Source organism: Marinobacter halotolerans, assembly GCF_008795985.1.
Lineage (GTDB): Bacteria > Pseudomonadota > Gammaproteobacteria > Pseudomonadales > Oleiphilaceae > Marinobacter > Marinobacter halotolerans.
Map to the genome: position 1 here is coordinate 253,983 of NZ_VMHP01000002.1, position 23,079 is coordinate 277,061.

A 23,079-nucleotide genomic window follows, 5' to 3' on the forward strand; every position below is an offset into this window, starting at 1 on the left:
ATTCTGTCGTAAACCTGATTGTGTGATTCAGTGTAGTCCTGTGAGATTCGGTTTCCACACGATTTAACACGATTGGCATTTTACGATCTGTATTTAGTGTCTATAGTTGCATTCGAAAGACCTGAATCGTATTCAGTCGAAGATGAAATTGAACCGGAGTTCAAGTGTCAGAAACAAATGCTGTATTCCCGGAAAAGCTGTTTGACGAATCAAACTGTGATCAGTGCGCTTGTGGTGAAGGGCTGGATTTTTCTTTCACTTTCGCATTCCAGCCCATCGTAGATGCCGACAACAAATCCGTCTATGCCTACGAAGCTCTGGTTCGCGGGCCGGAAGGGGAAAGCGCCTGGAGTGTACTTTCCCAGGTCAACTCAAAGAACCGATATTCCTTTGACCAGATCTGTCGGGTGAAGGCGGTAAAACTTGCAGCCCGCCTTGATATGCAGGCCATGCTCAGCATCAACTTCATGCCCAACGCGGTCTACAACCCGGAGTACTGCATCCGCACGACTCTGGCCGCAGCGCAGGCGGCAAAGTTTGATACCCGCAAAATCATCTTTGAGCTAATCGAGACAGAAGACCTGGATTCACTGGATCATCTGGTCAACATCATCAAGTCCTATCAGCAGATGGGCTTCAAAACGGCGCTTGACGATTTTGGAACCGGCTATTCTCGCTACAACATCCTGATTGCCAGCCCGCCGGATATTCTCAAACTGGACATGGGCCTGATCCGGGATATTCACCGGGTGCCAAACAAGCAGGCGGTGGTTGCCGGCATTATGACCATGATGAGCCAGTTGGGTGGTAAAGTACTGGCTGAGGGAGTGGAAACGGAAGAAGAGTATTTCTGGCTGCGGTCTCAGGGGATTTCCCTGTTTCAGGGCTATCTGTTTGCCAAGCCCGGTTTCCAGATGCTTCCAGAGCCCTATTTCCCGGATTGATTCAATCCTTCTATGAATTGAGGAAAGCCGTTTGTTCTATCGTTTGATCACTGTTGTCGGCGGCCTTGTCTTTGTTGTGGTGCTGTACGGGCTGGTGTGGTTTTTCTGCAAGCAGTTTCTGCAACGCCATGGTGTGACCGATCAACTGGCCGACCGTACCACAGTGCTGGCCACCTGGACCTTTGCCGGAATCAGTGTAGGGCTGGTGCTGTTTGTGGCTGGCGCTTTCGTGCTTGGCCCTTATGCCTTCTACCGAACCCTGCGCGGCCATGATGCGCCGGTGTCGGACGGTGCTGCCATCTTCTGGGGGCTGGGGGTTGTCGTCGCGTCGCTGCTATTAACGGCCACCGGGTTTATGGGCTTTCTCAAGCTCGTTGGCGCCTACTGAGCCCGAAACAGGCTCAGGCAATCTCCCGCAACAGTTCCCGGAACCAGATCAGCGCCGGCTCCCGCTCGTAGGCCTTGTGCCAGTAAAGATGCACATCAATGGCGGGCAGGTCCGCCGGCGGCGTGAGAATGGCAATGTCGGCCCGCTCGGCAATAATCCTGGCGTAGGTCTCGGGCATGGTCAGCAGCAGGTCCGAATTTTCCACCACACGGCAGGCGGCGTAGTAGTGCTGGCACCGCAGTCGTATCTGCCGTTGCACCCCGAATCTCGACAGCTCGAAATCCTCAATACCCGGTCCTTCGCTGCGAGAAGACACCAGCACATGTTTTGCTTCCAGATAGCGATCCATGGTCATGGATTCCTTCGCCAGCCAGTGATCTGCCCGGGCCAGCACAACCAGTCTATCTTTCCGCAGCCGCTCGTGCGCGGTCTGATTGCTCACCGGTAACAGCACGTCCACGGCAAAATCCAGCTTGCCTGCTGCAAGCTGGGTTTCCATATCTCTTCTGGGGATGCGCTGGCTGCTGATCTCAAGCTCAGGGTAACCTTCCAGGCGGCTGATCAGTTGAGGTAGAAAAGTGGACTCCAGAACATCCCTTAGTGCCAGGGAATAGGTCTTGCGCTGACTGGCGGGGTCGAATGCGTGAAACTGATTCACCGCGCTCTGGATCTGGGTCAGCCCCGGCCGCATGGATTCCAGGAATCGCCGGGCCAGGGGAGTGGGCACCATCTGATTCCCCTGGCGACTGAACAGCGGGTCATCAAAATGTTCCCGCAGCCGCGACAGGGAATGGCTGACCGCAGGCTGGGTCAGATGCAGAGCTTTCGCTGCACGGGTAAGGCTGCCTTCTCGATAGATAGTGTCAAAAACGTGCAGCAGGTTCAGATCCAGCCGGTTGAGGGCCATCCCCGGTTTCTCCTGTTAATAAGCATTGCTTATGTGAAACGATAAGAAAAATTCAGTCGCGTAATAGTATCGACAAATCTAGACTGATTCCATATCGATCAAACTGTTGATCAATCTATTGATCCGAGCAAGAGGATACCGCGATGGACTTTACCATTTCCGAGAAAGGCCAGGACTACCTGAAGCGTGTGAAAGCCTTTATGGAGAAAGAGATTTTCCCCATTGAGGAGGAATACCATCGTGAGCTGATGGCCCAGGAAAATCGCTGGGTGGTGCTGCCTGTTATCAAAGAGCTGAAAGCCAAGGCGAAAGCTGAAGGCCTCTGGAACATGTTCTTCCCGGATGAGAAGAATGGCTGCGGCTTGCTGAACTCCGATTACGCCCTGATTGCCGAAGAAACCGGCCGAAGCTTCATCGCTCCGGAAATCTTCAACTGCAACGCGCCAGACACCGGCAATATGGAAGTGCTTATCCATTACGGCTCGGAAGAGCAAAAGGCCGAGTGGCTGCCGAAACTGCAAAGCGGTGAGGTACGCTCCGCCTTTTGCATGACCGAGCCTGCGGTGGCCTCTTCCGACGCCACTAACATGGAAGCAACTGCAGTTGTGGAAGGAGACGAGGTAGTCCTGAATGGTCGTAAGTGGTGGAGTACAGGCGTCGGCCATCCGGACTGCAAGGTCGCCATCTTTATGGGCCTGACCGACCCGGATGCCCATAAGCATCGGCGCCATTCCATGGTACTTGTGCCCCTGGACACCCCGGGCGTCAAGGTTGAGCGCATGCTGCCGGTGTTCGGCGCGTATGACGAGCCCTACGGCCACGGCGTAGTTGCCTTCGACAACGTTCGCCTGCCGAAGAGCGCCTTTATCGCAGGCCCCGGCCGCGGCTTCGAAATCGCCCAGGGCCGCCTCGGCCCGGGCCGCGTTCACCATTGCATGCGTGCCATCGGCGCCGCCGAACGCACGCTGGAGCTGCTGATCAAACGCGCTACCAGCCGAGAGGCCTTTGGCCGCCCGATTGCCAAGCTTGGTGGCAACCCGGACATCATCGCCAATGCCCGAATGAATATTGAACAGGCGCGCCTGCTGACGCTGAAATGCGCCTGGGCGCTGGACACCAAGGGTATTTCCGGTGCCCTGCAGGAAGTTTCTATGATCAAGGCGGTGATTCCGAAGATGCTTCAGCAGATCGTGGATGATGCCATTCAGATTCACGGTGGTGCAGGTGTCAGCGACGACGACTTCCCGCTGACCCAACTGTTTGCCTATGCTCGGGTTCTACGGCTGGCCGATGGCCCGGACGAGGTTCACCGGGCTATGGTTGCTCGCCTTGAGCTGGCTAAGTATCGGAGCTGAGCGTATTGCCCATAGGCTTTTACACAGTGGAGGTCGCCGGCGGGATGGTTTGGCTTTTGATGTGTCCGGAACAGCTGACTGATATGTCTGGCAGCAGCTCTTCCACCAGAGCCAAAAGAACGCGAACTCAAAAGTCTCAAACGAGGAAAGAACCAGAATGACACAGCGAGTATTTATCACCGGCGGGGCTAGCGGCCTGGGCCGGGCAATTGCATTGCGTTATGCGAAAGAGGGCGCAAAAGTCTGTATCGGGGATATCAACCCGGACCAGGGTGCTCTGGTTGAGCAGGAGCTGAACAAGGCTGGTGGTGAAGGCTACTATGTTGATTGCGATGTGCGCCGACTGACGGATCTGGAGAAGATCTGTGAAGACCTGACCAATAAATGGGGTGGCATTGATGTGGTGGTGAACAACGCTGGTGTCGCCTCGGCGGGTTCCATCGAAGACACCACCATGGCCGATTGGGAATGGATCATGGACATCAATGTGCTGGGGGTCGTTCGGGGTTGCAAAGCCTTCACGCCGCAGTTCAAGAAGCAGGGCGCTGGTGCATTTGTGAACGTTGCCTCCATGGCGGGGCTGATGCTGGCGCCGCTGATGAACAGCTACAACGTATCCAAAGCCGGTGTTATCGCGCTGTCGGAAACACTGAGTCAGGAACTTCGCCACAGTGGTATTCACGTCAGCTGCGTTTGCCCTGCGTTTTTCCAGACCAACCTAACCAGCACCATGCGCACTGACATTCCCGGTGTTCAGCAGAATATCAATAAACTGATGAAGCGTTCTGGCGTCACCGCCGAGGACGTCGCTGACGATGTTTTCCGGGCCGTTGCAAACGGTGACTTCTGGGTTTTACCGCACGTCAAAGAGCGCCGTATGTGGTTGCTCAAACGCCACGTACCCAAGGCGTTTGACTGGCTGATGCAAAAGGAGAGCGAGCGCTGGATGAAAAAGATGGGCGGTGCTGCTTAACTTCTATCTGGCCCACACCGGATAAAAAGCAAGAAAAGAGGAGAGTCCTGAATGACTCAGATTGATCAGGCGGTCGATATTCGCGAAGGCGAAGAGCTGGATGTGGCCGCCGTTGACCGCTTTATGAAACAGGCCATTCCCGACCTGGAAGGCAGCCCGGCGATCAAACAGTACCCCGGTGGCGCCTCTAACCTGACCTATCAGGTGGATTACGGCGATCGCTCCTACGTGTTGCGGCGCCCGCCTTTTGGGCACATCGCCAAATCCGCCCATGACATGCTGCGGGAAGCCAAGGTCATGCGGGCGCTCAAACCGGTCTATCCCTACGTGCCCAACATTATCGCCATCTGCGACGATCATAACGTTCTGGGCTGCGATTTTTACGTCATGGAGCGGCTGAAAGGCATCATCCTGCGACAGGATTTCCCCAAGGATCTGGAACTCAGCGAAGCCGACACCCGCAAGCTGTGCCTGAACGTTATCGACAAACTGGTGGACCTACACCAGGTAGATGCCAAAGGCGCGGGACTGGATGAACTGGGCAAGGGCGCCGGCTATGTTGAGCGGCAGATTCGCGGCTGGAGTGACCGTTTCCGCAAGGCCAAAACCGACGATGTGGGTGATTTCGAGCAGGTGATGGGCTGGCTCAACGACAAGATGCCTGATGATATCGCCCAGGTGGTGATCCACAACGACTTCCGGTTCGACAATGTGGTGCTCAATCCGGACAACCCGTTTGAAGTGGTCGGCGTTCTGGACTGGGAAATGGCCACCATTGGCGACCCGCTGATGGACCTGGGCAACAGCCTGGCTTACTGGATTCAGGCGGACGATGAAGGCCCCTTCCAGATGCTGCGTCGCCAGCCCACCCACCAGCCGGGCATGCTGTCCCGCAAGGAAGTGGTCGCTTACTACGCCGAGAAATCCGGGCTGAAAATCGACAACTTCGACTTCTACGAAATCTACGGCCTGTTCCGGCTGGCCGTGATTGTTCAGCAGATCTACTACCGCTTCTATCACGGCCAGACCAAAGACAAACGCTTTGCCGCCTTTGGCCATGCCGCCAACTACCTGGAGAAGCGGTGCCAGCGATTGATTGAAGCGAGCGATCTGTAATGGCGACGATTTATCTGATCCGCCATGGCCAGGCCAGCTTCGGCAAGGAGAACTACGACCAGCTTTCGTCGAAAGGCTGGGAGCAGGGCCGGGCTCTCGGGCGCTGGCTAAAGAACAAGGTAACGCCGGCGGCGGTGTTCGGCGGCAATATGGAGCGCCACCGGGAAACGGTTGAAGCCATTACAAGTGGTTTTGGTGAGTCGCTGCCGAACATGCAGTCGGTCGAGGGGTTTAACGAGTTTGATCACACCCAGGTGGTGGAGCGTTATCGCCCGGAGTGGGCCGACCGGGAGAAAATGGCGCGGGATCTGGCGGCTTTCCCCAAACCCGCAAGTGCCTTCCAGCAGGCATTCGAGAAGGCCATGGGTCGTTGGGTGGGTGGCGAGCATGATGACGAGTATGCGGAAACATGGCCGCATTTCCGTGCCCGGGTTCTAGCTGCCCTCGATGAACTGATTGAGTACGTGGATGGCGGCGACGTGCTGGTGTCCACCTCCGGTGGTCCGATTGCAGTGATTGCCCAGCACCTGTTGCAGTTGAGCGACCGTAAGACCCTGGAAATGAACAGCGTGATCGCCAATTCCAGTGTATCCCGTGTGCTGTATTCCGGCCCGCGCCGGACCCTGGCCGTGTTTAACAACTACAGTCATCTGGAGGCGGAAGACCCCTCCCTGGTGACCTTTCGCTAACCACCGAAACCGTTCAATAACTGAGGGACAGCATGAGCAAACCAGACCTGTTTGATATGAGTGGCAAAGTCGCCCTGATTACCGGCGCCAGCCGTGGTATCGGCGAGAGTATTGCCCGCACCCTGGCCGCTTACGGCGCCCATGTAATCGTCAGCAGCCGTAAAATCGATGGCTGTGAAGCGGTTGCCAGCAGCATCCGTGATGATGGCGGCAGTGCCGAAGCCTACGCCTGCCATATCGGCGAGATGGATCAGATCGAAGACATCTGGAAACACATCGAAACTACCCACGGCAAGCTCGACGTGCTAGTGAACAACGCCGCAGCGAACCCTTACTTCGGGCCGATTGAGGACACCGATCTGGGTGCCTATCACAAGACAGTAGACGTGAATATTCGCGGCTATTTCTTCATGTGTGCCCGTGGCGCGCAGCTGATGAAAAAGGCCGGCGGCGGTTCCATCATCAACGTCGCGTCCGTAAACGGCGTGAACCCCGGGCATTACCAGGGCATCTATTCGGTGACCAAGGCGGCGGTGATTTCCATGACCCGCTCTTTCGCCATGGAACTGGGCCAGCAGAAGGTTCGGGTGAATGCGCTCTTGCCGGGCCTGACCGACACCAAGTTTGCCAGTGCCCTGACAAGCAACGAAGCTATCAAGAAACAGGCCATGGCCCATATTCCGATGAAGCGCGTAGCGGATCCGGATGAAATGGCTGGCACGGTGCTTTATCTGGCATCGGGCGCGTCCAGTTACACCACCGGCGCCTGCATCAACGTGGATGGTGGTTATCTGACCATCTGATCGGTCAGTACTGGCTGACCTGGCCGGCGGTGCTCTCGCCGGTGCAGGCGAGAGTGTTGAAGTCACCCCGCAGGGAAGAGGCCCGCTCCAGCAGGAAATCTAACTGGTCCGGGTCCGCCTCCTGCAGGAGAGACGTCATCAGCGAGGCCATGGCCTCGCGGCTCTCGGCCATCATTGCCTGATACCTGGGGCCGCGCACCACGTCATTGTTGTCGATGAGGTAGTCGACTTTCTCTCCGAAATCGTCCTGATTTCTTTGCTCCAGGGCATCCAGAAGTGCCGTTTGCCAGTTCCGGCGGCCCTCCAGCCAGATTTCGGTCTGTTTGCCCCGGGCGTCTGACCACTGCTGCACAGTTTCGACTTGCTGTTCGTTCAATTCGCCCAGCCAGCGCTCGACCCTTTCCCGGGTTCGTTCGGCCCTGGCTTGCCGGGTCTGTTCCGGGTTTTCCGCCAGAAACTCCTCCTCCAACTCAGCCTGACTTTCAGCCATATTGTCCGCAAGGGCCTTTACCTGTTCGTCGGAAAGGCTGGAGAGCAGGCGGGTGGCAGCGGGTTTGGCCCGGTCCATCAGAGGCGGAAAAAAGGAGAACAGCTGTTCCTGATGATGGGCAACGGTGGCCTGATCCAGGTCGCCGGACCGGACATCCTGCTTCAGCTCAGTAAGCCAATCTGAGTATCTGGGCAACTGGGTACTGCAATGCCAGTCCCGAATATTCCGTACATCCCGTTCCAGTTGGGCTTCCTGCTGGTCGGTCATGGGGATGTAATCATCCACCCACCAGACAATGCCCCAGTCGGCGTATTGGTAGGCCAGTTTTGTCGAGCTGCAACCTGTCAGCAGCAGCGCCAGGCCCGCAAGCACGGCGACCGCTTTTAGTCTGCCCGGTAACGAAAGCAATAGAAATTTCATAATTTATTTGGTTACTCACCTGAGTCGGCCAAAACGGCTGTCGAACATTCCATGATGTGCTCGTTGACAAGCTTAGCCATTTTATACGACTGCGCCTATTGATCAGATGCGGACCGAGAGGCGACAGGCTTCAAGAGGTACGGGGCTGGGCTAACAACTGTAAACTGAACTGTAAAATACTGTAAATCTGATTATCCGCGACCCCCGTATTTGCAAATGCGCACAATTCAGGGACTGACATTGTGCAGGTTCGAACCATTTAACCCTGGTAATCAACCTCTGCAATTCAGGAGCGGATAACATGAAAATAAATTTTGCAGTAGCCATAGCTTTGGCCGGAAGTTTTCTGGTGGCCGGATGTAGCGATAGTGATGGTGTTGCCCCGAAGGGCCCTACAGCCAATGTAAGAGTGCTACATGCTTCGCCGGACGCGCCGGCTGTTGATGTGGCGATAGATGGTGATGTTGTGCTGACCAGCGTCGAATTCCAGCAGGGAACAGGCTATCTTGAAGTGCCTGCAGGCGCCCGCGAGGTCAGTATTCTGGTCGGTGGCAGCGAGGTGCTGAGCGAGACCTTTGATGTTCAGGACGGTGAATCCTATTCGATTATCGCCCAGGACGTTGTAGCAAATCTTGATTTGGTGGCTTTGAACGATACGGATCGCCGGGCAAACGGCACGGCCGATGTTACCGTGGTGCATGCCTCTCCTTCCGCAGGTGACGTGGATATCTATATCACCGCTGCCGGTGACCCATTACCGGGTACAACACCGTTGGACGATGTCCCGTTTGGCACCAACGCAACCCTGGGAAATCAGCCGGCGGGCGACTACCAAGTAAGGATTACTCCAGCTGCAGGGACGGACGTCGTGTATGACTCGGGGACCCTGCCCATCAGCAGCGACGTAACCGCAGTCGCCGTGAACAGTGTCAAGGGTGTTTCCCCTGTGAGTCTGTTGATCTGGGCCGAGGCGAATCCGGCCGTCACAGCAGTGCTGGATAACACCGCGGAAGTGCGTGTTGTTCATGGAGTCGAGGATGTGGCCGTCGACGTATTTGTGGACGGGGATGCGGTGGCGAGTAATTTCATGTACACCAACGTCTCTGGCTACCTCGTGGTACCGGCGGGAGATCGTGACGTTGCGGTTGCGCCGGCAGGACAGGGTGTTGGAAACGCCCTGGCCAGTCTGTCGGATACACTGACTGTCGAACGTGGCGAATCCTACACGGTCATTGCTGCCGGAGACTCCAACAATCTTTCCGATACCCAGCTGATTGTATTGGGTGATCGCCGGTCTGCTTCAGACGACACCCAGGCCGACGTAAGGCTCGTGCATGCGGCAGCGGCGCCTGGCGCGCAGCCAGTGGACATTTTTGTGCTTCCGGCTGGTCAGGCTCCGGTTGTCGGTGATGACACCTTTGGAGATGTCGTAATTGGTCAGGATACGGGCTACACCAGCCTTCCTCCGGCCTCCTATGATGTGACCATCTCGCCCGACGGTACAACCACACCGGCGATTTCAGTCCCCGGATTGAGTCTTGCTGCGGGTGATGTGAAGACGGCGATCGCAATCGGCGCAAGCGATGGCACTCTGGATGCGTTGCTTTTGGACGATCTTCGTCCTTGACGGAATTGGTTATCGATTGATTGCCTGAAAATAAAAACGCCCCGTCTCGACGGGGCGTTTTTATTGAATCGATGTATCCGGATTGGCTGGAGTCGCCCGCGACAGGGTCGTGCCCGTCGGCGGCCTGAAATGAAGCGAATACAGCACCCGGTCCAGCACCGCCTGGCCGTTCCAGGCCGGATCGTTGTTGACCATGCCAACTACTGCCCAGGTGGTGTTGTTGCCATCACGGGTAAAGCCGGCAATGGAGCGTACCCCTTCCAGGTAACCGGTCTTGATCCGGCCTTCGCCGTCCATGCCGGTGTTTCTGAGTCGGCGGGCCATGGTGCCGTCCAGGCCGATCAGTGGCAGGGAGGTTAACAGGTCTGCCGAGAAACGGCTGTTCCATGCCAGCTGCAGAATCTGTGCGCCCTGACGGGCACTGATGCGACCCTCGCGCGTCAGCCCGGCGCCGTTTTCAATGACCATACCAGCGGTGTTGACGCCTTTTGATTCCAGCCACTCGGTGATGATTCGTACGCCGGTGACACGGTCGCTCTGCTCTTCGTCGGCCCGATATTCCGCGCCGATGGTCAGCAGCAGCTGGCGGGCCATGACATTGCTGCTCCACTTGTTAATGTCCCGCACCATGGAGGCCAGATCCGGGGACGTAGTGGTCAGCAGCAGGCGGGCCTCTTCCGGTGTTTTCCCCAGGCGGTCCCTGCCGGTCAGTTCAATGTCCAGATCGGCAAGCAGCGAGCGAATCATCGACGCGGTGTATTCTTCCTGAGGAAGCAGCGACAGATAGCCTGAGGTACGACAGCCTCTGGGCAGATCGCCGTTAACCCGGACGGTGACCCGGCCATCGTCGTGGAATACCGGTTCCCATTCAAAATAGCGGCGGGCCGGGCAGGGGGCTTCGGCGCTGGAGGTTACGCGATTATCAATCACGATCTGTTTCAGCGCAGGCGTGCTCCAGGCCTGGGTGCCCCGCTCGTCAGACCGCACCTGGAAGTGGATCAGGTTGAGGTTGCTCAGATAGGGCGACGGCTGCACCAGAAAGGGCGCGTGGGGGTTGTCGCCGTTGTCTTTGAAGACGGGCTGTTCGTCTGTTAGCTGGAATACATCGCCGTCCAGCACCAGGTCACCCTTGATGGTGCTGATACCCATGCCCTGAAGCTCGCTCAGCAGGGTCCAGAGCCGCTCGATGGTTAGCTTCGGGTCGCCCCCCATGTCGACATAAAGATCACCTTCCAGGGTGTCGCCAGTGAGAGTTCCGTCAGTGAGGAAACGTGTATCCCAGCGGTAACTGGGGCCCAGCAGTTCCAATGCGGCGTATGTGGTCACCAGCTTCATGATCGAACCGGGGCTCATCAGCTGATCGGCGTTGATGTATTGCTCGATGCCGGGGCCGTTTAGGGGAATCGCGGCCATGCTGAGTGCTTCCTCGCTGTTAAGCGAGTTCTCGGCATAGTCCCGCATCTGGCTTGTCCAGGTGTCTATGGGTTTGCCGGAAGTGCCCGTACTTTCGGCACTTTCGTCCGCGCTGACCGGGGCAGCAGCTAAGGACATAACCAGTGCCAGCGATAGACCCGCAAGCATTGCCTTCAGGGATGGCCTGACGGCGAGGCTTCCGGACTTCCGGTTGTCCGTGTTCTCTTGTCTGAAGACTGATGGCATCATGCGGCGCTGACTCGGTGTTTCGATGTACGTTAACAATAGCCCATATTGGTTCAGGCTACTATGTGATTTGGCTCTACATGACGTTAAAAAATGCCAGTAGTGCCGCTGTTTTTATTGCCGTTTTGTTACCCTGTGTAAGTATCGATGTTCAGCGTTTCAAGCATCGCGGATGCGAAAGGACTGTTTCAAAAGGATTCATTAATGATCAAAGCAATCACCCATAACCTGAATGTACTGGGTTCGGTTACCACTTCCTCGTTGACTGCCTGGCGGGGGTGCCTTGTAGTGCGGCCGGTGGCGCAGCCCGAAAAGCCTCTGGTGCTTTACGATATGGAAGCCTGCCCATACTGTCGGCGGGTTCGCGAAGCGCTGACGGCTTTGCATCTGGATGTCGAGATTCGTCCCTGCCCAAAAGGCGGCCGCAAGTTTCGCAGTGAAGCCGAGGCGCTGGGCGGTAAGCAGCAGGTTCCGTTGTTGTCCGACGAAAATACGGGGGCTGTGCTTTACGAGTCAGCGGATATCGTCGCCTATCTGTTCAAGACCTATGCAAACCGGCCGGTGCCGAAATACTATCGTTCGAAAGTTCATCAGAGTGTGCTGGGTTCAATCGCTTCGGCGGTCAGTGCCATGCGGGGACAGCGGGCCCACCCGGCGAAGGCGGTAGGGCAGCCGCTACACCTGTGGAGCTTTGAGGGCAGCCCCTATTCCCGCCTGGTGCGGGAACGGCTTTGTGAGCTGGAAATTCCCTATACTTTGCATAATCTAGGCAAAGAACACTGGACCGAGGTGGGGCCGGCAAGGCAGCGGATAAAGCCGGGGCCCTATACGCCGGTGCCAGGGGGCAAGCGGGATGAGTTTTTCCAGGTACACAAGCGGGTGCAGGTGCCTTATCTGGAAGACCCCAACACCGGGGAAAAGCTTTTCGAGTCGGCCAGGATTCTGGAGTACCTGAATTCCCGCTACGGGAACTGATTACGCCCCGGGGCTGTCAGGCTCGTTACTGTCCACCATTCGTCCAGGCAGCATATCCGCGAAGGAGGCAAAACAATGGGTCTGAACAGACGTAGTTTTCTTCTGGGTGCCGGTCTGACCGGGCTGGCACTGAACTCACCCTTGTTGTTTGCAAATGCCCCGGAAATGCCCGGCTCGTCTCCGATTACCCGCAAGATTGCGGGTACCGGCGAGTCCATTCCGGCCATTGGCATGGGCACCTGGATTACGTTCAACGTCGGTGGCGATCCGCAACTGGTGGCGCAGCGGACCCAGGTACTGAAAACCTTTTTCCAGTGGGGCGGCTCCGTGGTGGATGGCTCACCGATGTATGGGACGGCGTCGGATGTGGTTGGGCAGGCCCTGGATACGCTCAATGCCCATGACAAGATATTTGCGGCAACAAAAATCTGGACCGGGGATGAATCCGAAACCCGCGAGGCAGCCGCCCGGTCGCTTCAACGCTGGGGCGTGGAACGTTTTGATCTGCTTCAGGTGCACAACCTGGTGGCCTGGCAGGGTCACCTGGAAACCCTGAAAGCCATGAAGGCCGAGGGCGAGGTGCGTTACATCGGCATCACCACTTCCCACGGCCGTCGACATCGTGAGTTTGCCCAGATTATGGAGCAGGAGCCGATTGATTTCGTCCAACTGACTTATAACGTGCTGGACCGGGAAGCCGAGGAACGGCTGCTGCCCCTGGCCCGGGAACGGGGCATTGCGGTGATCGTGAACCGGCCGTTCCGGGGTGGTTCGCTGTTTTCGCGTTTCCAGTCGGAGCCGCTGCCGGACTGGGCTGCTGAGGCCGGCGTTAAGAACTGGGCTGAGTTCTTTCTGAAATTTATCATCTCCCATCCGGCGGTCACCTGCGCTATTCCCGCGACAACCAGCATCCAGCACATGAAAGAAAATATGGGCGCCATGTATGGCGATCTGCCATCCCCCGCCCAACGACAGCAGATGGCGGACTACGTGAGGTCGCTGTGAATCCCGGCCTCTGGCTGAGCTATTCCCTGCAGGATTTTGTGATGTTCGGACCCCAGGTGTTCTTGAGGCTGTTCATCAGGATTAATCAGGACTTATGGCCGTATCCGGTCTTGGCGCTGCTGGTGGGTCTTGCCGTGCCGGCGCTGCTAATGAACCGCCAATGGTGGACCGGACGTCTGGCCATGCTGCTGGTCGCGGCGGCCTGGTTCTCCAGCGGCTATGGCTTTCTGGTGGGCTATTTTGGCCCGATCAACTGGCCGGCGGCCTGGTTTGGCTGGGCGTTTGTCGCCCAGGGTGGTTTGCTTGCGCTGTTGGCGGTCAGTGGCGCATTCTCCCGGTCGAGTCGGCAAATTGCGCTGATGACCGCGTTCTGGCTTCTGGCTTCGCTTGGCCTGCCATGGCTGACGGTTGTCGAAACCGGCCAGTGGCAGGCGCTGGCAGTCTTTGCCCTGGCGCCAGGCACCACCACCGCTACTAGTGTGCTGGTGGCGGGGCTGCTGCAGGGTCCCTGGCGTTGGATCTATCTGATCATTCCAGTGCTGTGGTGCCTTTTCAGCGCCGCCATCTTCTGGGTACTGCAGACCTGGTGGCTACTACTGTTTCCTCTGGCCACGCTTTTGCTGGCCGTTACCGGTTTATGGCTCAGTCCCAGGTCGGCGCGAAGCTCGGGTTAGCAATGCGCTCGTTGCGGTCCAGAGCGTCGATCCGGGCGATTTCCTCCGGCGTAAGCTCCACATCAAGGGCGTCCAGGTTTGCCTTCTGGTGGCTGGGCCGTGTTGACGATGGAATCACCACAATGCCCCGCGAAGCTACCCAGGCAAGTGCAACCTGTGCCGGGGTCAGGTTGCGGGCCTCCGCAATCTGGATCAGTGTCTGATCTTCCATAACTTTGCCCACGGCAAGCGGCATATAGCCGGTGACGGTGATGCCCAGCTTTTGCGCGTGGTCCACGACCTTTCGGTTGGCCAGAAACGGATGCACTTCCACCTGGTTGGTCATGATGGCGTTCTCACCAAGAATGCTTATGGCCTGGTCCATTTGGGTACAGGTAAAGTTCGATATGCCGATATGCGTCGTCAGACCCTCTCGCTGGGCGTCTCGAAGGGCGCCCAGGTATTCCTCCATCGGCACTTCATCATCCGGCGATGGCCAGTGAATCAACGTGAGGTCCACATGGTCGGTTTTCAGCCGCCTGAGGCTCTCCTGCAGACTGTTGATCAGATCGTGTTTGGCGAGCTGGTCATGCCAGATCTTGGTGGTGAGGAAGACCTCGCGGCGGGGAATGCCGCTGGAAGTGATGCCATCACCCACCTCGGATTCGTTCTCGTACATCTGGGCGGTATCGATATGGCGATAGCCCAGGGATAGTGCGCTTTTTACGGCGTCCCTGGCTTCGTTGCCTTTCAGACGAAAGGTGCCCATGCCAATTCTTGGAAGTGCGCTCTCTGTCATTTTCGTCTCCTCTGCAAGCCCGTTGTATAACCATAAGTGGACGCGGCTGCCTGGTTCTTCAAGTGGCCCGCCGTTATCATGTGCGGCTTGTGAATTCGCAGCGTTAGAACAGGGTGGCTATATGATGACCGGGCAGTGCCTTTGTGGCAGCGTCAGCTTTGAATACGACGGACCGCTGGGTCCGATTGCCCTGTGCCACTGCAGTCAGTGCCGTCGTGCCCACGGAAGTGCATTCTCGGCCAGTGCGCCGGTACAGAAAATCCGTTTCCGGTTCATCACCGGTGAGGAAAGTATCCGGGAGTACGAATCGCGTCCGGGCAAATACCGGGCCTTCTGCCAGAATTGCGGCAGCCAGCTATACAGCCGGGTGGACGCCATCCCGGGCATTCTTCGCCTGCGGGTCGGCGTCATTAACGAGCCGCTGGGCAAGGGCCCGGCCCAGCACGTGTTCGTCGGCTCAAAGTCTGACTGGTTCGAAATTACCGACCAGATTCCGCAGTTCGAGAAGACCGAGAGAACCAACGATCCCCATTAGGGGCGAGGCCCGGCCGGGGATCACTTGGCCGGCACCATCCGGTATACCTTGCCTTTGCTGGAATCCGTCAGCAGCCAAAGTGCCCCGTCCGGTCCCATATTGACCGCGCGGATACGCTCGTTCAGGTCCGGCAGCAGGTCTTCCTCCTGCACCACGTCCTTGTTATCAAACCGCAATCTCACCAGCTTTCGCATTTTCAGCGCCCCGACAAACACGTCGCCCTGCCATTCAGGAAACAGATCACCGGTGTAGAACGCGATGCCGGAGGGTGCGATGGACGGGTCCCAATAATGCAGCGGGTCAGTTATCCCCGGCATGGTGGTTTTGTCTGAAATCGGGATGCCGCTGTAGCCTATGCCATAGGTGACTTTGGGCCAGCCGTAATTTGCGCCTGCCTTGAGGACGTTCACTTCATCCCCGCCACGGGGACCATGTTCATGGGTCCAGATCTCACCGGTCTGTGGATGCCGGGTCATGCCCTGGATGTTGCGATTGCCATAGGTGAAAAAGGTGTCGTTCACTGAATCATCAGTCAGGAACGGGTTTCCCGGCGCCGGTTCGCCGTTGATCGTCAGCCGGTGGACGCCGCCCGCGTCGTCGCGGGTGTCCTGGGCCCGTGGTTTATCGCCCCGGTCGCCCACCGAAATGTAGAGGTTGCCGTCGCTGTCGAACTCCATGCGTCCGGCAAAGTGCCGGCTGGTGCCGCTGCGGGGCAAGGCTTCAAAAATAACCTCAACGTCCTGTAGTCGTTCACCGTCAAAACGGGCCCTGGCCACCCGGGTGGTCATGCCTTCAGAGTTGCCATGGGCATAACTGAGAAAAAGCAGGCGATTGTCGGCAAACTCCGGGTGCAGCAGCACATCCAGCAGGCCGCCCTGGCCGGCAACAACCAGCTCAGGCACACCGGGGATCGGTTCGGGCTGCAGTTTGCCGTTTTTGATCAGCCTTAGTTGCCCGGCCCGCTCGGTGATCAGTTTTGAACCATCAGGCAGAAAGGCCAGGCTCCAGGGGTGGTTCAGGCCTTCGGCGACGGTTTGCAGGCGGAAATCGGCAAGGTCCGATGAAAATGTCTGCTGGGCCAGGGCGTACGAGCCGAAGGCCACCCCTGCCAGAAGAATCAGCGTCCTGAAGATGAACATGGTTGTCTCCCTACCAGTCTGCCAAATAATTTACTCTAAACCATTATAGACTCGCAGTTCGAGACTGGATGACCGGCGGACCAAAACGGTTGGTCCGCGAGAAGGTGCCAAGATCGTTGAACCGAACCCCGTTTGCCCGCATCACCCGGTGCGCTTTCGCAGCTGTTAGTTGGCGGATGTAGAACGGTTCGCCCACGACAAAATGATGGATAGCGTGGGTGCTTCCGAAGTTGAAACAGAACAGCTGGAAGGGCCACAGGAACCAGGCATTCAAGACCTGAGTCTGTTTCAGCAGTGAATCCACGTCGCCATAGTAATGCATGCTGGAGCTGATGAAGTTCAGGCAGAAAGAGCGCAGGTAAAATGGGGCGATCAGGACGACGACCACATTATTGACGTACGCCATGATGCTTTCGGTTGTCGCGGACCACGCGATCGGCGCGCCGGCTGCGGCGGCCATGCCGTCGATCAGATGGAAGGCCAGAAAGCCATACCAGGTGAGGGCGCAGGCAACCGCGAAGGGAAAGTTGGCCGCCAGAATGCGTAATACGAAGTGCAGCTTTTTGCCTTTGGGCGCGGCCACCAGCGCGCGGGTAATGTTTCCCACAAGCGTGTCGTACATGACCAGCCAGCGCAGCCAGTTACCGTAGGGCTGACCGTTGCCGATGCCTTGCTCTTCGCGATCTTCGGCAGTGCCGGACTTTTTATGATGCAGGAAGTGCAGCTGACGACGAATCCAGGGGTTGATGGTGCCTGGCCTCAGAGCCCAGCATACCAGCAGCATCCCGTTATGGATGGGCTTATTGTTTTTGAAGTACTGCTTGTGGATCAGGTCATGTTCCAGTTCGTGCAGTAGCGAGGTCAGAAAAGCGACCAGCGGAATGCAAAGCCAGGCGCTGATGGCACCGACCCAATAGGCCCAGCCACTGGCGACGATGCCGGTTACGGCAAACAGGAAGATGCCCAGCCCCACGGCGTTCTTGTTTCGCATCCAGGGATACTGGCTCCGAATGTCCTCGCCGCTTTGGCGGATAACCTGGCAGATCTCATCAATCTGCTGTTGTTCGGACCGGTTTGCACCGACGTCTGTATCCGTCATCTATTGTTCTCCTGAGACTCGGTTTTAACGCGGCTGGAAAGCCGAAGCGTGCACATGGGTGTTGGTGAGCTAAAGGTAGAGTGAAGTGGCGATAAAGGCCATAATAATGAATAATATTGGCCGTTTTACCATTGATTAATGGCCACTCTGGCTATCGAATGCGGGGAAACACTGTGTCAGATTTCGAGAATCAAACCATTTTTCCGGCAGCCGAGCTGTTCCTGATTCGTCGATATATGCGCGCGCAGGGCTTTTCGCCAGGGCAGTGGTTGCTGGGGACCGGGCTGGACGAGGAAGCAATCGGTCGGCCGGATACGCTAGTGTCCTCAAACCAGTTCGATATCGTTTACCGCAATGTCTATCGGCTGGTTGAGCGGCCGGAGGTGGGACTGCATTTTGGTCTTTCTCTGAACCTTTCGCGCTGGGGCATGCTGGCGATGGCATTGATCTGCGCCCGCTCGCTGGGCGCGGCTCTGGAAACGGCCAACACCTATCGCACACTGCTGCGCAGTCGATTCAATCTCCACCCTGAAGTTGAGGGGCAGTCCGTCTGCATCACCGTAACACCGAGAACTGACATGACGTTCCCGGTGAATCCTTCGTTTGCTTACGAAATGCTTCTGGGAACACTTCAGAGCCAGATCAGTGACCTGTTGGGTCGAGCTTTCAGGTTCCAGCGCGTTGCGCTTCACTATCCGCCTCCGAGTCATCACGGAGCCTACCAGCGATACTGTCACTGCCCGGTTGAATTTGACGCGGCGAAAACGGTTTTGTGGGTGGCGGTTGAAGACATGGAGCGCGCTCTGCCACTGGCTAATCGAGTGGCGGAATTGCAGGCCAGGGCGGTGTTTGAGCAAGAAATCGAGCGCGTTGCCCAGGTGGAAAGTGGCGACATTGCCTGGCTGGTGCGCAACGAACTTGGCCGGGATCAGAGGTTGCCGCTCCCGACCCTGGACGCCATGGCAGAGCGTTTGGCCATGAGTTCTCGAACCTTGCGTCGACGGCTGAACGAGGCCAATACCCGTTACCGATTGCTTTGCCAGGAGCACCAGCTTCAACTGGCGTTAAATGAGTTGGCCAGAACGCGGCAACCCATCAGTCTTGTTGCGGCCAATTGCGGGTTCAGCGATCCGGGCAGTTTTCGGTCGGTTTTCAAACGATGGATCGGGATGACGCCGCGGGAGTACCGACTGCAGTTCGGGGAGGGTTAGCATAGCCACCCATCAGAGGGTGGCTATGCCAGACTTCAGCTGATCGATCAGAACTCGTAACTCAGAGTGCCGATAACGGTTCGTTTGCTGCCGATGAAGCAGTCACCCCGAGCCAGACAGGAGCTGAAGTAGGTTTCGTCGGTAATGTTGTTCACATTCACTGCCAGTTCCCAGCGGTTAATACCGTAGGCGACCATGGCGTCCCAAAGGGTCTGGGATGGTGTGCGGATTTCATCGGCGCCGCCCCAGCTTTCGCCCTGGTAGCGCAGACCGGTCCCGACCCGAAGGCCTGGCAGGCCTGCAGCGGTCAGATCGTGCTGCGTCCAGATCGAGGCCGTCTGCTCCGGAATGGCAGCCAGACGTGCACCTTCGTTGGTGCCTTCCTTGACCTCTGTGTCGGTGTAAGCGTAGTTGGCGATCAGATCCCAGCTTGCAGTGACTTCAACCTTGGCTTCCAGCTCGACGCCCCGGGCGCTGGTTTCGCCGTTCTGGATCTGATTGTTCGGATTGTTCGGGTCAGGGGCGCGCCGGTTTTTCTCCCGCAGATCGTAGATGGTTGCCGTGTAGAGGCTATCTGAGCCGCTGGGCTGGTATTTTGCGCCCACTTCCACCTGTTCGCCTTTCAACGGCTCCCAGGGATCGCCGTTATTGTCCAGGCCCGTAATTGGCTGGAAAGACTCGGAGTAGCTGATAAAGGGTGTCAGTCCGGAAGCGAACTGGTACATCAGGCCGACACGGCCGCTGGTTTGTTCATCGGTGAAGGTTCTGCCGCCTTCGGTCTTGTTTTTTGCGTTGTCGTAACGAAGACCCAGCACCGCAATCCAGCGATCATTGATAGTCATTTGGTTCTGGGCATAGAAGCCGCTCTGGATGACCGTGTTTTCCGGTTTGTCACTGAAATCGCTGGCGGTCAGTGGGGTGTAGTTGCCGTAGACGGGATCGAAAACGTTAAGATCGCCCACGTTTTTCTTATAGGCTGAGCGTCCATCACTGACGGCATGCTGATAGTCCCAGCCCGCCAGAAAGGTGTGGTCCACATTGCCGGTGGTGAAGAGCGCTTCTGCCTGATGATCGGCCGTCAGCGAATCAAGGTTGGGTTTGTTGGCATAGGCCACCCGCGCAATGTCACCGTTGGGCTGCAATTCCGGGGTGAACTGGGGATAAATGGACTGGTAGTCCACTTCGCTTTCCGAGTAGCGAAGGTTCTGGCGCAGAGTCCAGGTCGCGTTCAGGTTGTGGCTGAGCAGCGAGGTAACGGCGGTTTCCTCGGTGTTATACCGGTCGAAGTCCGGCTCACTGATAAACAGATCTATGGGAATCTGCGGCAGCCCGTAAGGCGAGGGTTTCAGGGTGCCTTCAATTGGCAGGAACTGCGCCGTCGTGCCGGTTCGATCCTTCTGATGCAGCGCCATCAGGGTCCACTCAGTCCGATCGTTGGGGCGCCAGGTGATTGAGGGCGCAAGAACAACCCGGTTGTCCTCAACCTTGTTGACCTGGGTATCGCTGTCACGGCCAACCGCAATAAACCGGTATAGTAGAGAACCATCGTCGGTCAGAGCTCCGGTTGTATCAATTGCTGCCTGCTTCCTGGCATTGTTTCCGAGCTGCAGCTCAAGCTGGGTCTTCTGCTCTTCCTGGGGGCGTTTGCTTACCAGGTTGATAATGCCGCCAACGTTACCCTGACCATACAGGACGGACGAAGGGCCCCGGACAACCTCAATCCGTTCCAGTAGGAACGGCTCGGTCCGAGGGCTCTGGTAGAACCCGAAGGTTTTTTTCAGGCCATCAAGAAAAATAACAGGGTCGCCGCCGCGGACTGATTGCCAGTCCCCGCGGCTGTCCAGCCCATACTGTTCGGCGCCAACGCCCACAGTATATCGCAACGCTTCCTGCACGCTGGTTACGCCCTGGTCATCCATCTGATCGGCGGTGACCACAGAGATGGACTGCGGGGTTTCGGTAATGGGCGTGGAGGTTTTGGTCGCGCTGCGGCTGTTCTTGGCGACATAACCGTCCACGGGGCCGGTCGGGTCCTGGTAGGCGTTGGTGGTTACGTCCAGGGGGCTGAGGGTTTCCTGGGCCTGAAGGGGCAGGCCGAGGGTCGCAGTGAGGGCAAAGCTGGCTGTCAGAAAGGGGCGCATTACTTCGTTACCTTGAACTCGAAGGTTAATGGATTGAATGCGCGTATAGTAATGATAAGTATTCGTATTTGCAATAAAGAATGCCGTGGTTTAGCCCCTCTGGCAGGTTCCGGTCGACAAAGGCTCAGGCACGGCCATGACGGCTGAGCCCCCAGAGGAAGTAGAGGCCACCCACCAACGCCGCCAGCAGCCCGGCGGGAAGCTGTGCCGGATAAATGACAACCCGGGAAATATAATCGGCCAGGCCCAGCAACAGCCCGCCGGCGAGGGCCGCAACGATCAGTTGCCGGCCAATGGTTTGCTGGCCCAGTACCCGTGCCAGGTGCGGGGCGATCAGGCCGACAAAGCTTAAAGGCCCGATCACCACGGTTGCAGATGCGGTAAGCAGTGCGGCAAGCAGCAACAGCAGAATCCGAGCCTTTACCACCGGCAGACCTAGTGAAGAAGCCGACGTATCACCGAGGGGAAGAATCGTCAGTGGCCTCAGCACCAGCACCAGGGTGGCAGTGATGGCGAGAATCAGCACCATCAGGCTCATTGCTTCGGTTTCGGAGACCAGCCAGGTTGAGCCATACATCCAGTTGAGCAGTTGCGAGGCGACGGTGCCGCCGGAGGCCATCACCAGTCGCAGGCCGGCGTCCATGAAGACGTAAAGTGCTAGGCCGCCCAGCAGCAGCTGATTGCCGGCGAAGTTGTGTTTCCGGGCCAGCAGAATCAGCAGCCCCAATGCGGCAGCCGCACCAAGCGTCGCCCCGCCGAGTTGCCCGGCGCGACCTAGATCAACTCCTGACAGAACGATCAGCACCATGACGACGGCCGCACCACCACTGATCCCCAACATTTCGGGGCTGGCCATGGCATTGCCGGTCATCCGCTGGATCAGCGTACCGGCTAGCCCCAGCGCTACGCCGGCCAGAATGGCCGCCAGCATTCTTGGTCCGCGCCATATCCATGCTTCATCCCATTGCGTGAGGGTAGTCCAGTTCCAGCCTTCCAGTCCCGGAGACCAACCCATGGAAATAACCATGGTAACCAGCAGCAGCGCAGCCAGAGTCCCCGCGATCACGGTGACCGGCCGACGTGAAGGCAGGAAGCCGGCTGGGCTGGATTCCTGCCCCGGCATGTGATGACTGTTTTTGAAACCCTGCAGCGCCATCAGGATTATCGGGCCGCCGATCAGGGCAGTTGTGGTGCCGGTGGGCACCAGTGAACCGTCGCCCCAGGTGGACGCCCAGTGAGCCAGGGTATCAGCCAGAAGCAGCAGGCCACCGCCCAGCAGTGTGCCCCAGAGTAGGCGTGACGTCAGGGTCCGGGCACCCAGCAAGCGGGCCAGGACCGGTGCCGCAAGACCGATAAAGGCCACCACGCCGACCCGGCTGACCACCGTTGCCGTCATCAGTACCACCAGCAGCAGTGCCAGCACCCGAATCAGTCCCACCTTTGCCCCCAGCGAACTGGCCGAGGTCTGCCCCAGCTGCATGACTTGCAGCGGGCGCATCAGCAGTAGCATTAACGCGGCAATCACCAGAACCCTTGGCCAGAGTTCCATGAATGGCTGCCAGTTATTCTGAACCAGGGAGCCGGCACCCCAGATGAACAGGTTACCGAGCCATTCTCCCTTTAGCAGCAGGAAGGCCATGTTGACCGCCCCCATAAAAAAGGTGATCACCAGGCCGGCCAGAATCACCGTGACCGGGGAAAATCCAAGGCGCCAGGTCAGCGCGATGACCAGCCCGATGGCCAGCAGGCCGCCGGCAACGGCGACCAGGTCGGGGCTGAAGGCCAACAGCCCCGGGAAAAACAGCGTAGCCAGCGTGACGCCGAACTGGCCACCGGCTTCCACTCCCAGTGTGGTCGGGGAGGCCAGGGGGTTGCCCAGTATCTGCTGCGTTACCGCGCCGGCCAGCCCCAGGCCACAACCGATAAGAATCGCGATGGATACTCGTGGCGCCCAGCTGAAATGGGCCAGCACCGACCGGTAATTGTCTTCATTGAAGGTCCAGAACGTAGCCAACAGACGCGCCGGCTCAAGCTCGCCGATCCAGGGCGCGGCGCTGGCCAGCAAAGCGCCGAGCCAGAGTAAGCCGGCTGCCAAAGGTAAGGCCGCAGGCAAGGCTGGTGGCGCTGATATTGTGGTAGGTTCAGCAGAGT

At 57.8% G+C, this 23,079-nt stretch carries 21 protein-coding genes; 13 read left to right on the top strand and 8 right to left on the bottom strand.

Annotation, left to right across the window (positions count from 1 at the left end; genetic code table 11):
* Positions 1 to 164: 164 nt before the first annotated feature.
* Positions 165 to 944: an EAL domain-containing protein gene (locus FPL19_RS11475; protein ID WP_404802822.1), complete on the top strand. Its 780-nt coding sequence runs from the start codon at positions 165 to 167 to the stop codon at positions 942 to 944.
* A 31-nt stretch (positions 945 to 975) separates the two neighbouring features.
* Positions 976 to 1,332 (top strand): hypothetical protein, encoded by a 357-nt coding sequence (locus tag FPL19_RS11480; RefSeq protein WP_191965272.1) that lies wholly within the window; start codon positions 976 to 978, stop codon positions 1,330 to 1,332.
* 13 nt (positions 1,333 to 1,345) lie between these two features.
* On the opposite strand, the gene FPL19_RS11485 is transcribed toward FPL19_RS11480, so the two are convergent.
* Complete coding sequence (locus FPL19_RS11485) at positions 1,346 to 2,239, bottom strand: LysR family transcriptional regulator (protein WP_150912705.1); 894 nt, start codon at positions 2,237 to 2,239, stop codon at positions 1,346 to 1,348.
* A 143-nt stretch (positions 2,240 to 2,382) separates the two neighbouring features.
* On the opposite strand from FPL19_RS11485, the gene FPL19_RS11490 reads away from it, so the two are divergent.
* From FPL19_RS11490 to FPL19_RS11510, 5 genes are all read left to right on the top strand, one after another.
* The gene (locus FPL19_RS11490) at positions 2,383 to 3,594 is read left to right on the top strand and encodes an acyl-CoA dehydrogenase family protein (RefSeq protein ID WP_150912706.1); all 1,212 of its coding nucleotides are present in this window, start codon (positions 2,383 to 2,385) and stop codon (positions 3,592 to 3,594) included.
* Positions 3,595 to 3,751: 157 nt separating this feature from the next.
* Positions 3,752 to 4,567, top strand: coding sequence for an SDR family oxidoreductase (locus FPL19_RS11495; RefSeq protein WP_150912707.1), 816 nt, complete (start codon positions 3,752 to 3,754; stop codon positions 4,565 to 4,567).
* 51 nt (positions 4,568 to 4,618) lie between these two features.
* On the top strand, positions 4,619 to 5,683 hold the full coding sequence (locus FPL19_RS11500) for a phosphotransferase family protein (protein WP_150912708.1): 1,065 nt from the start codon (positions 4,619 to 4,621) through the stop codon (positions 5,681 to 5,683).
* The gene (locus tag FPL19_RS11505) at positions 5,683 to 6,372 is read left to right on the top strand and encodes a histidine phosphatase family protein (protein ID WP_150912709.1); all 690 of its coding nucleotides are present in this window, start codon (positions 5,683 to 5,685) and stop codon (positions 6,370 to 6,372) included. Before FPL19_RS11500 ends, FPL19_RS11505 begins: the two co-directional genes overlap by 1 nt.
* Positions 6,373 to 6,404: 32 nt before the next feature.
* Positions 6,405 to 7,175 (top strand): SDR family oxidoreductase, encoded by a 771-nt coding sequence (locus tag FPL19_RS11510; RefSeq protein WP_150912710.1) that lies wholly within the window; start codon positions 6,405 to 6,407, stop codon positions 7,173 to 7,175.
* Positions 7,176 to 7,179: 4 nt separating this feature from the next.
* Here the strand turns inward: FPL19_RS11510 and FPL19_RS11515 are convergent, their stop codons facing one another.
* A complete protein-coding gene (locus FPL19_RS11515) occupies positions 7,180 to 8,085 on the bottom strand; it encodes a DUF6279 family lipoprotein (protein ID WP_150912711.1) in 906 nt (301 codons plus the stop codon).
* Between the two features lie 301 nt (positions 8,086 to 8,386).
* Here FPL19_RS11515 and FPL19_RS11520 point away from each other — a divergent pair, with 301 nt between their 5' ends.
* Complete coding sequence (locus tag FPL19_RS11520; RefSeq protein ID WP_150912712.1) at positions 8,387 to 9,712, top strand: DUF4397 domain-containing protein; 1,326 nt, start codon at positions 8,387 to 8,389, stop codon at positions 9,710 to 9,712.
* Between the two features lie 60 nt (positions 9,713 to 9,772).
* Here FPL19_RS11520 and dacB read toward each other — a convergent pair whose 3' ends face one another.
* Complete coding sequence (gene dacB / locus FPL19_RS11525) at positions 9,773 to 11,263, bottom strand: D-alanyl-D-alanine carboxypeptidase/D-alanyl-D-alanine endopeptidase (RefSeq protein ID WP_225314400.1); 1,491 nt, start codon at positions 11,261 to 11,263, stop codon at positions 9,773 to 9,775.
* 312 nt (positions 11,264 to 11,575) lie between these two features.
* Here dacB and FPL19_RS11530 point away from each other — a divergent pair, with 312 nt between their 5' ends.
* From FPL19_RS11530 to FPL19_RS11540, 3 genes are all read left to right on the top strand, one after another.
* Positions 11,576 to 12,346 (top strand): glutathione S-transferase N-terminal domain-containing protein, encoded by a 771-nt coding sequence (locus tag FPL19_RS11530; protein ID WP_150912713.1) that lies wholly within the window; start codon positions 11,576 to 11,578, stop codon positions 12,344 to 12,346.
* A gap of 75 nt (positions 12,347 to 12,421) precedes the next feature.
* Entirely contained in the window at positions 12,422 to 13,351 is a 930-nt protein-coding gene (locus FPL19_RS11535; protein ID WP_150912714.1) for an aldo/keto reductase, read from the top strand.
* A gap of 41 nt (positions 13,352 to 13,392) precedes the next feature.
* Positions 13,393 to 14,025, top strand: a complete 633-nt coding sequence (locus FPL19_RS11540; protein ID WP_150912715.1) for a DUF6064 family protein — start codon at positions 13,393 to 13,395, stop codon at positions 14,023 to 14,025.
* Here FPL19_RS11540 and dkgB read toward each other — a convergent pair.
* Entirely contained in the window at positions 13,994 to 14,803 is an 810-nt protein-coding gene (gene dkgB / locus FPL19_RS11545) for a 2,5-didehydrogluconate reductase DkgB (protein WP_150912716.1), read from the bottom strand. The genes FPL19_RS11540 and dkgB overlap by 32 nt on opposite strands.
* A 121-nt stretch (positions 14,804 to 14,924) precedes the next feature.
* Here dkgB and FPL19_RS11550 point away from each other — a divergent pair, with 121 nt between their 5' ends.
* Positions 14,925 to 15,338: a GFA family protein gene (locus tag FPL19_RS11550; RefSeq protein WP_150912717.1), complete on the top strand. Its 414-nt coding sequence runs from the start codon at positions 14,925 to 14,927 to the stop codon at positions 15,336 to 15,338.
* A 20-nt stretch (positions 15,339 to 15,358) separates the two neighbouring features.
* Here FPL19_RS11550 and FPL19_RS11555 read toward each other — a convergent pair whose 3' ends face one another.
* A complete protein-coding gene (locus tag FPL19_RS11555; RefSeq protein ID WP_150912718.1) occupies positions 15,359 to 16,477 on the bottom strand; it encodes a PQQ-dependent sugar dehydrogenase in 1,119 nt (372 codons plus the stop codon).
* Positions 16,478 to 16,520: 43 nt separating this feature from the next.
* Positions 16,521 to 17,576 carry a fatty acid desaturase gene (locus FPL19_RS11560; protein ID WP_150912719.1) on the bottom strand — a complete coding sequence of 352 codons (1,056 nt, stop codon included), beginning with the start codon at positions 17,574 to 17,576 and terminating at the stop codon, positions 16,521 to 16,523.
* Positions 17,577 to 17,749: 173 nt separating this feature from the next.
* Here FPL19_RS11560 and FPL19_RS11565 point away from each other — a divergent pair, with 173 nt between their 5' ends.
* On the top strand, positions 17,750 to 18,787 hold the full coding sequence (locus FPL19_RS11565) for an AraC family transcriptional regulator (RefSeq protein WP_191965273.1): 1,038 nt from the start codon (positions 17,750 to 17,752) through the stop codon (positions 18,785 to 18,787).
* A gap of 47 nt (positions 18,788 to 18,834) precedes the next feature.
* On the opposite strand, the gene FPL19_RS11570 is transcribed toward FPL19_RS11565, so the two are convergent.
* Complete coding sequence (locus FPL19_RS11570; RefSeq protein WP_150912721.1) at positions 18,835 to 20,928, bottom strand: TonB-dependent siderophore receptor; 2,094 nt, start codon at positions 20,926 to 20,928, stop codon at positions 18,835 to 18,837.
* 124 nt (positions 20,929 to 21,052) lie between these two features.
* Positions 21,053 to 23,023, bottom strand: coding sequence for a Fe(3+)-hydroxamate ABC transporter permease FhuB (fhuB, locus tag FPL19_RS11575; protein WP_263656802.1), 1,971 nt, complete (start codon positions 23,021 to 23,023; stop codon positions 21,053 to 21,055).
* Positions 23,024 to 23,079: the final 56 nt, after the last annotated feature.

Coding starts and splice junctions, on each gene's coding strand:
- FPL19_RS11485 (WP_150912705.1), bottom strand. CDS start 2,239: ATGGCCCTCAACCGGCTGGATCTGAACCTGCTGCACGTTTTTGACACT.
- FPL19_RS11490 (WP_150912706.1), top strand. CDS start 2,383: ATGGACTTTACCATTTCCGAGAAAGGCCAGGACTACCTGAAGCGTGTG.
- FPL19_RS11495 (WP_150912707.1), top strand. CDS start 3,752: ATGACACAGCGAGTATTTATCACCGGCGGGGCTAGCGGCCTGGGCCGG.
- FPL19_RS11500 (WP_150912708.1), top strand. CDS start 4,619: ATGACTCAGATTGATCAGGCGGTCGATATTCGCGAAGGCGAAGAGCTG.
- FPL19_RS11505 (WP_150912709.1), top strand. CDS start 5,683: ATGGCGACGATTTATCTGATCCGCCATGGCCAGGCCAGCTTCGGCAAG.
- FPL19_RS11510 (WP_150912710.1), top strand. CDS start 6,405: ATGAGCAAACCAGACCTGTTTGATATGAGTGGCAAAGTCGCCCTGATT.
- FPL19_RS11515 (WP_150912711.1), bottom strand. CDS start 8,085: ATGAAATTTCTATTGCTTTCGTTACCGGGCAGACTAAAAGCGGTCGCC.
- FPL19_RS11520 (WP_150912712.1), top strand. CDS start 8,387: ATGAAAATAAATTTTGCAGTAGCCATAGCTTTGGCCGGAAGTTTTCTG.
- dacB (WP_225314400.1), bottom strand. CDS start 11,263: ATGTCCTTAGCTGCTGCCCCGGTCAGCGCGGACGAAAGTGCCGAAAGT.
- FPL19_RS11530 (WP_150912713.1), top strand. CDS start 11,576: ATGATCAAAGCAATCACCCATAACCTGAATGTACTGGGTTCGGTTACC.
- FPL19_RS11535 (WP_150912714.1), top strand. CDS start 12,422: ATGGGTCTGAACAGACGTAGTTTTCTTCTGGGTGCCGGTCTGACCGGG.
- FPL19_RS11540 (WP_150912715.1), top strand. CDS start 13,393: ATGTTCGGACCCCAGGTGTTCTTGAGGCTGTTCATCAGGATTAATCAG.
- dkgB (WP_150912716.1), bottom strand. CDS start 14,803: ATGACAGAGAGCGCACTTCCAAGAATTGGCATGGGCACCTTTCGTCTG.
- FPL19_RS11550 (WP_150912717.1), top strand. CDS start 14,925: ATGATGACCGGGCAGTGCCTTTGTGGCAGCGTCAGCTTTGAATACGAC.
- FPL19_RS11555 (WP_150912718.1), bottom strand. CDS start 16,477: ATGTTCATCTTCAGGACGCTGATTCTTCTGGCAGGGGTGGCCTTCGGC.
- FPL19_RS11560 (WP_150912719.1), bottom strand. CDS start 17,576: ATGACGGATACAGACGTCGGTGCAAACCGGTCCGAACAACAGCAGATT.
- FPL19_RS11570 (WP_150912721.1), bottom strand. CDS start 20,928: ATGCGCCCCTTTCTGACAGCCAGCTTTGCCCTCACTGCGACCCTCGGC.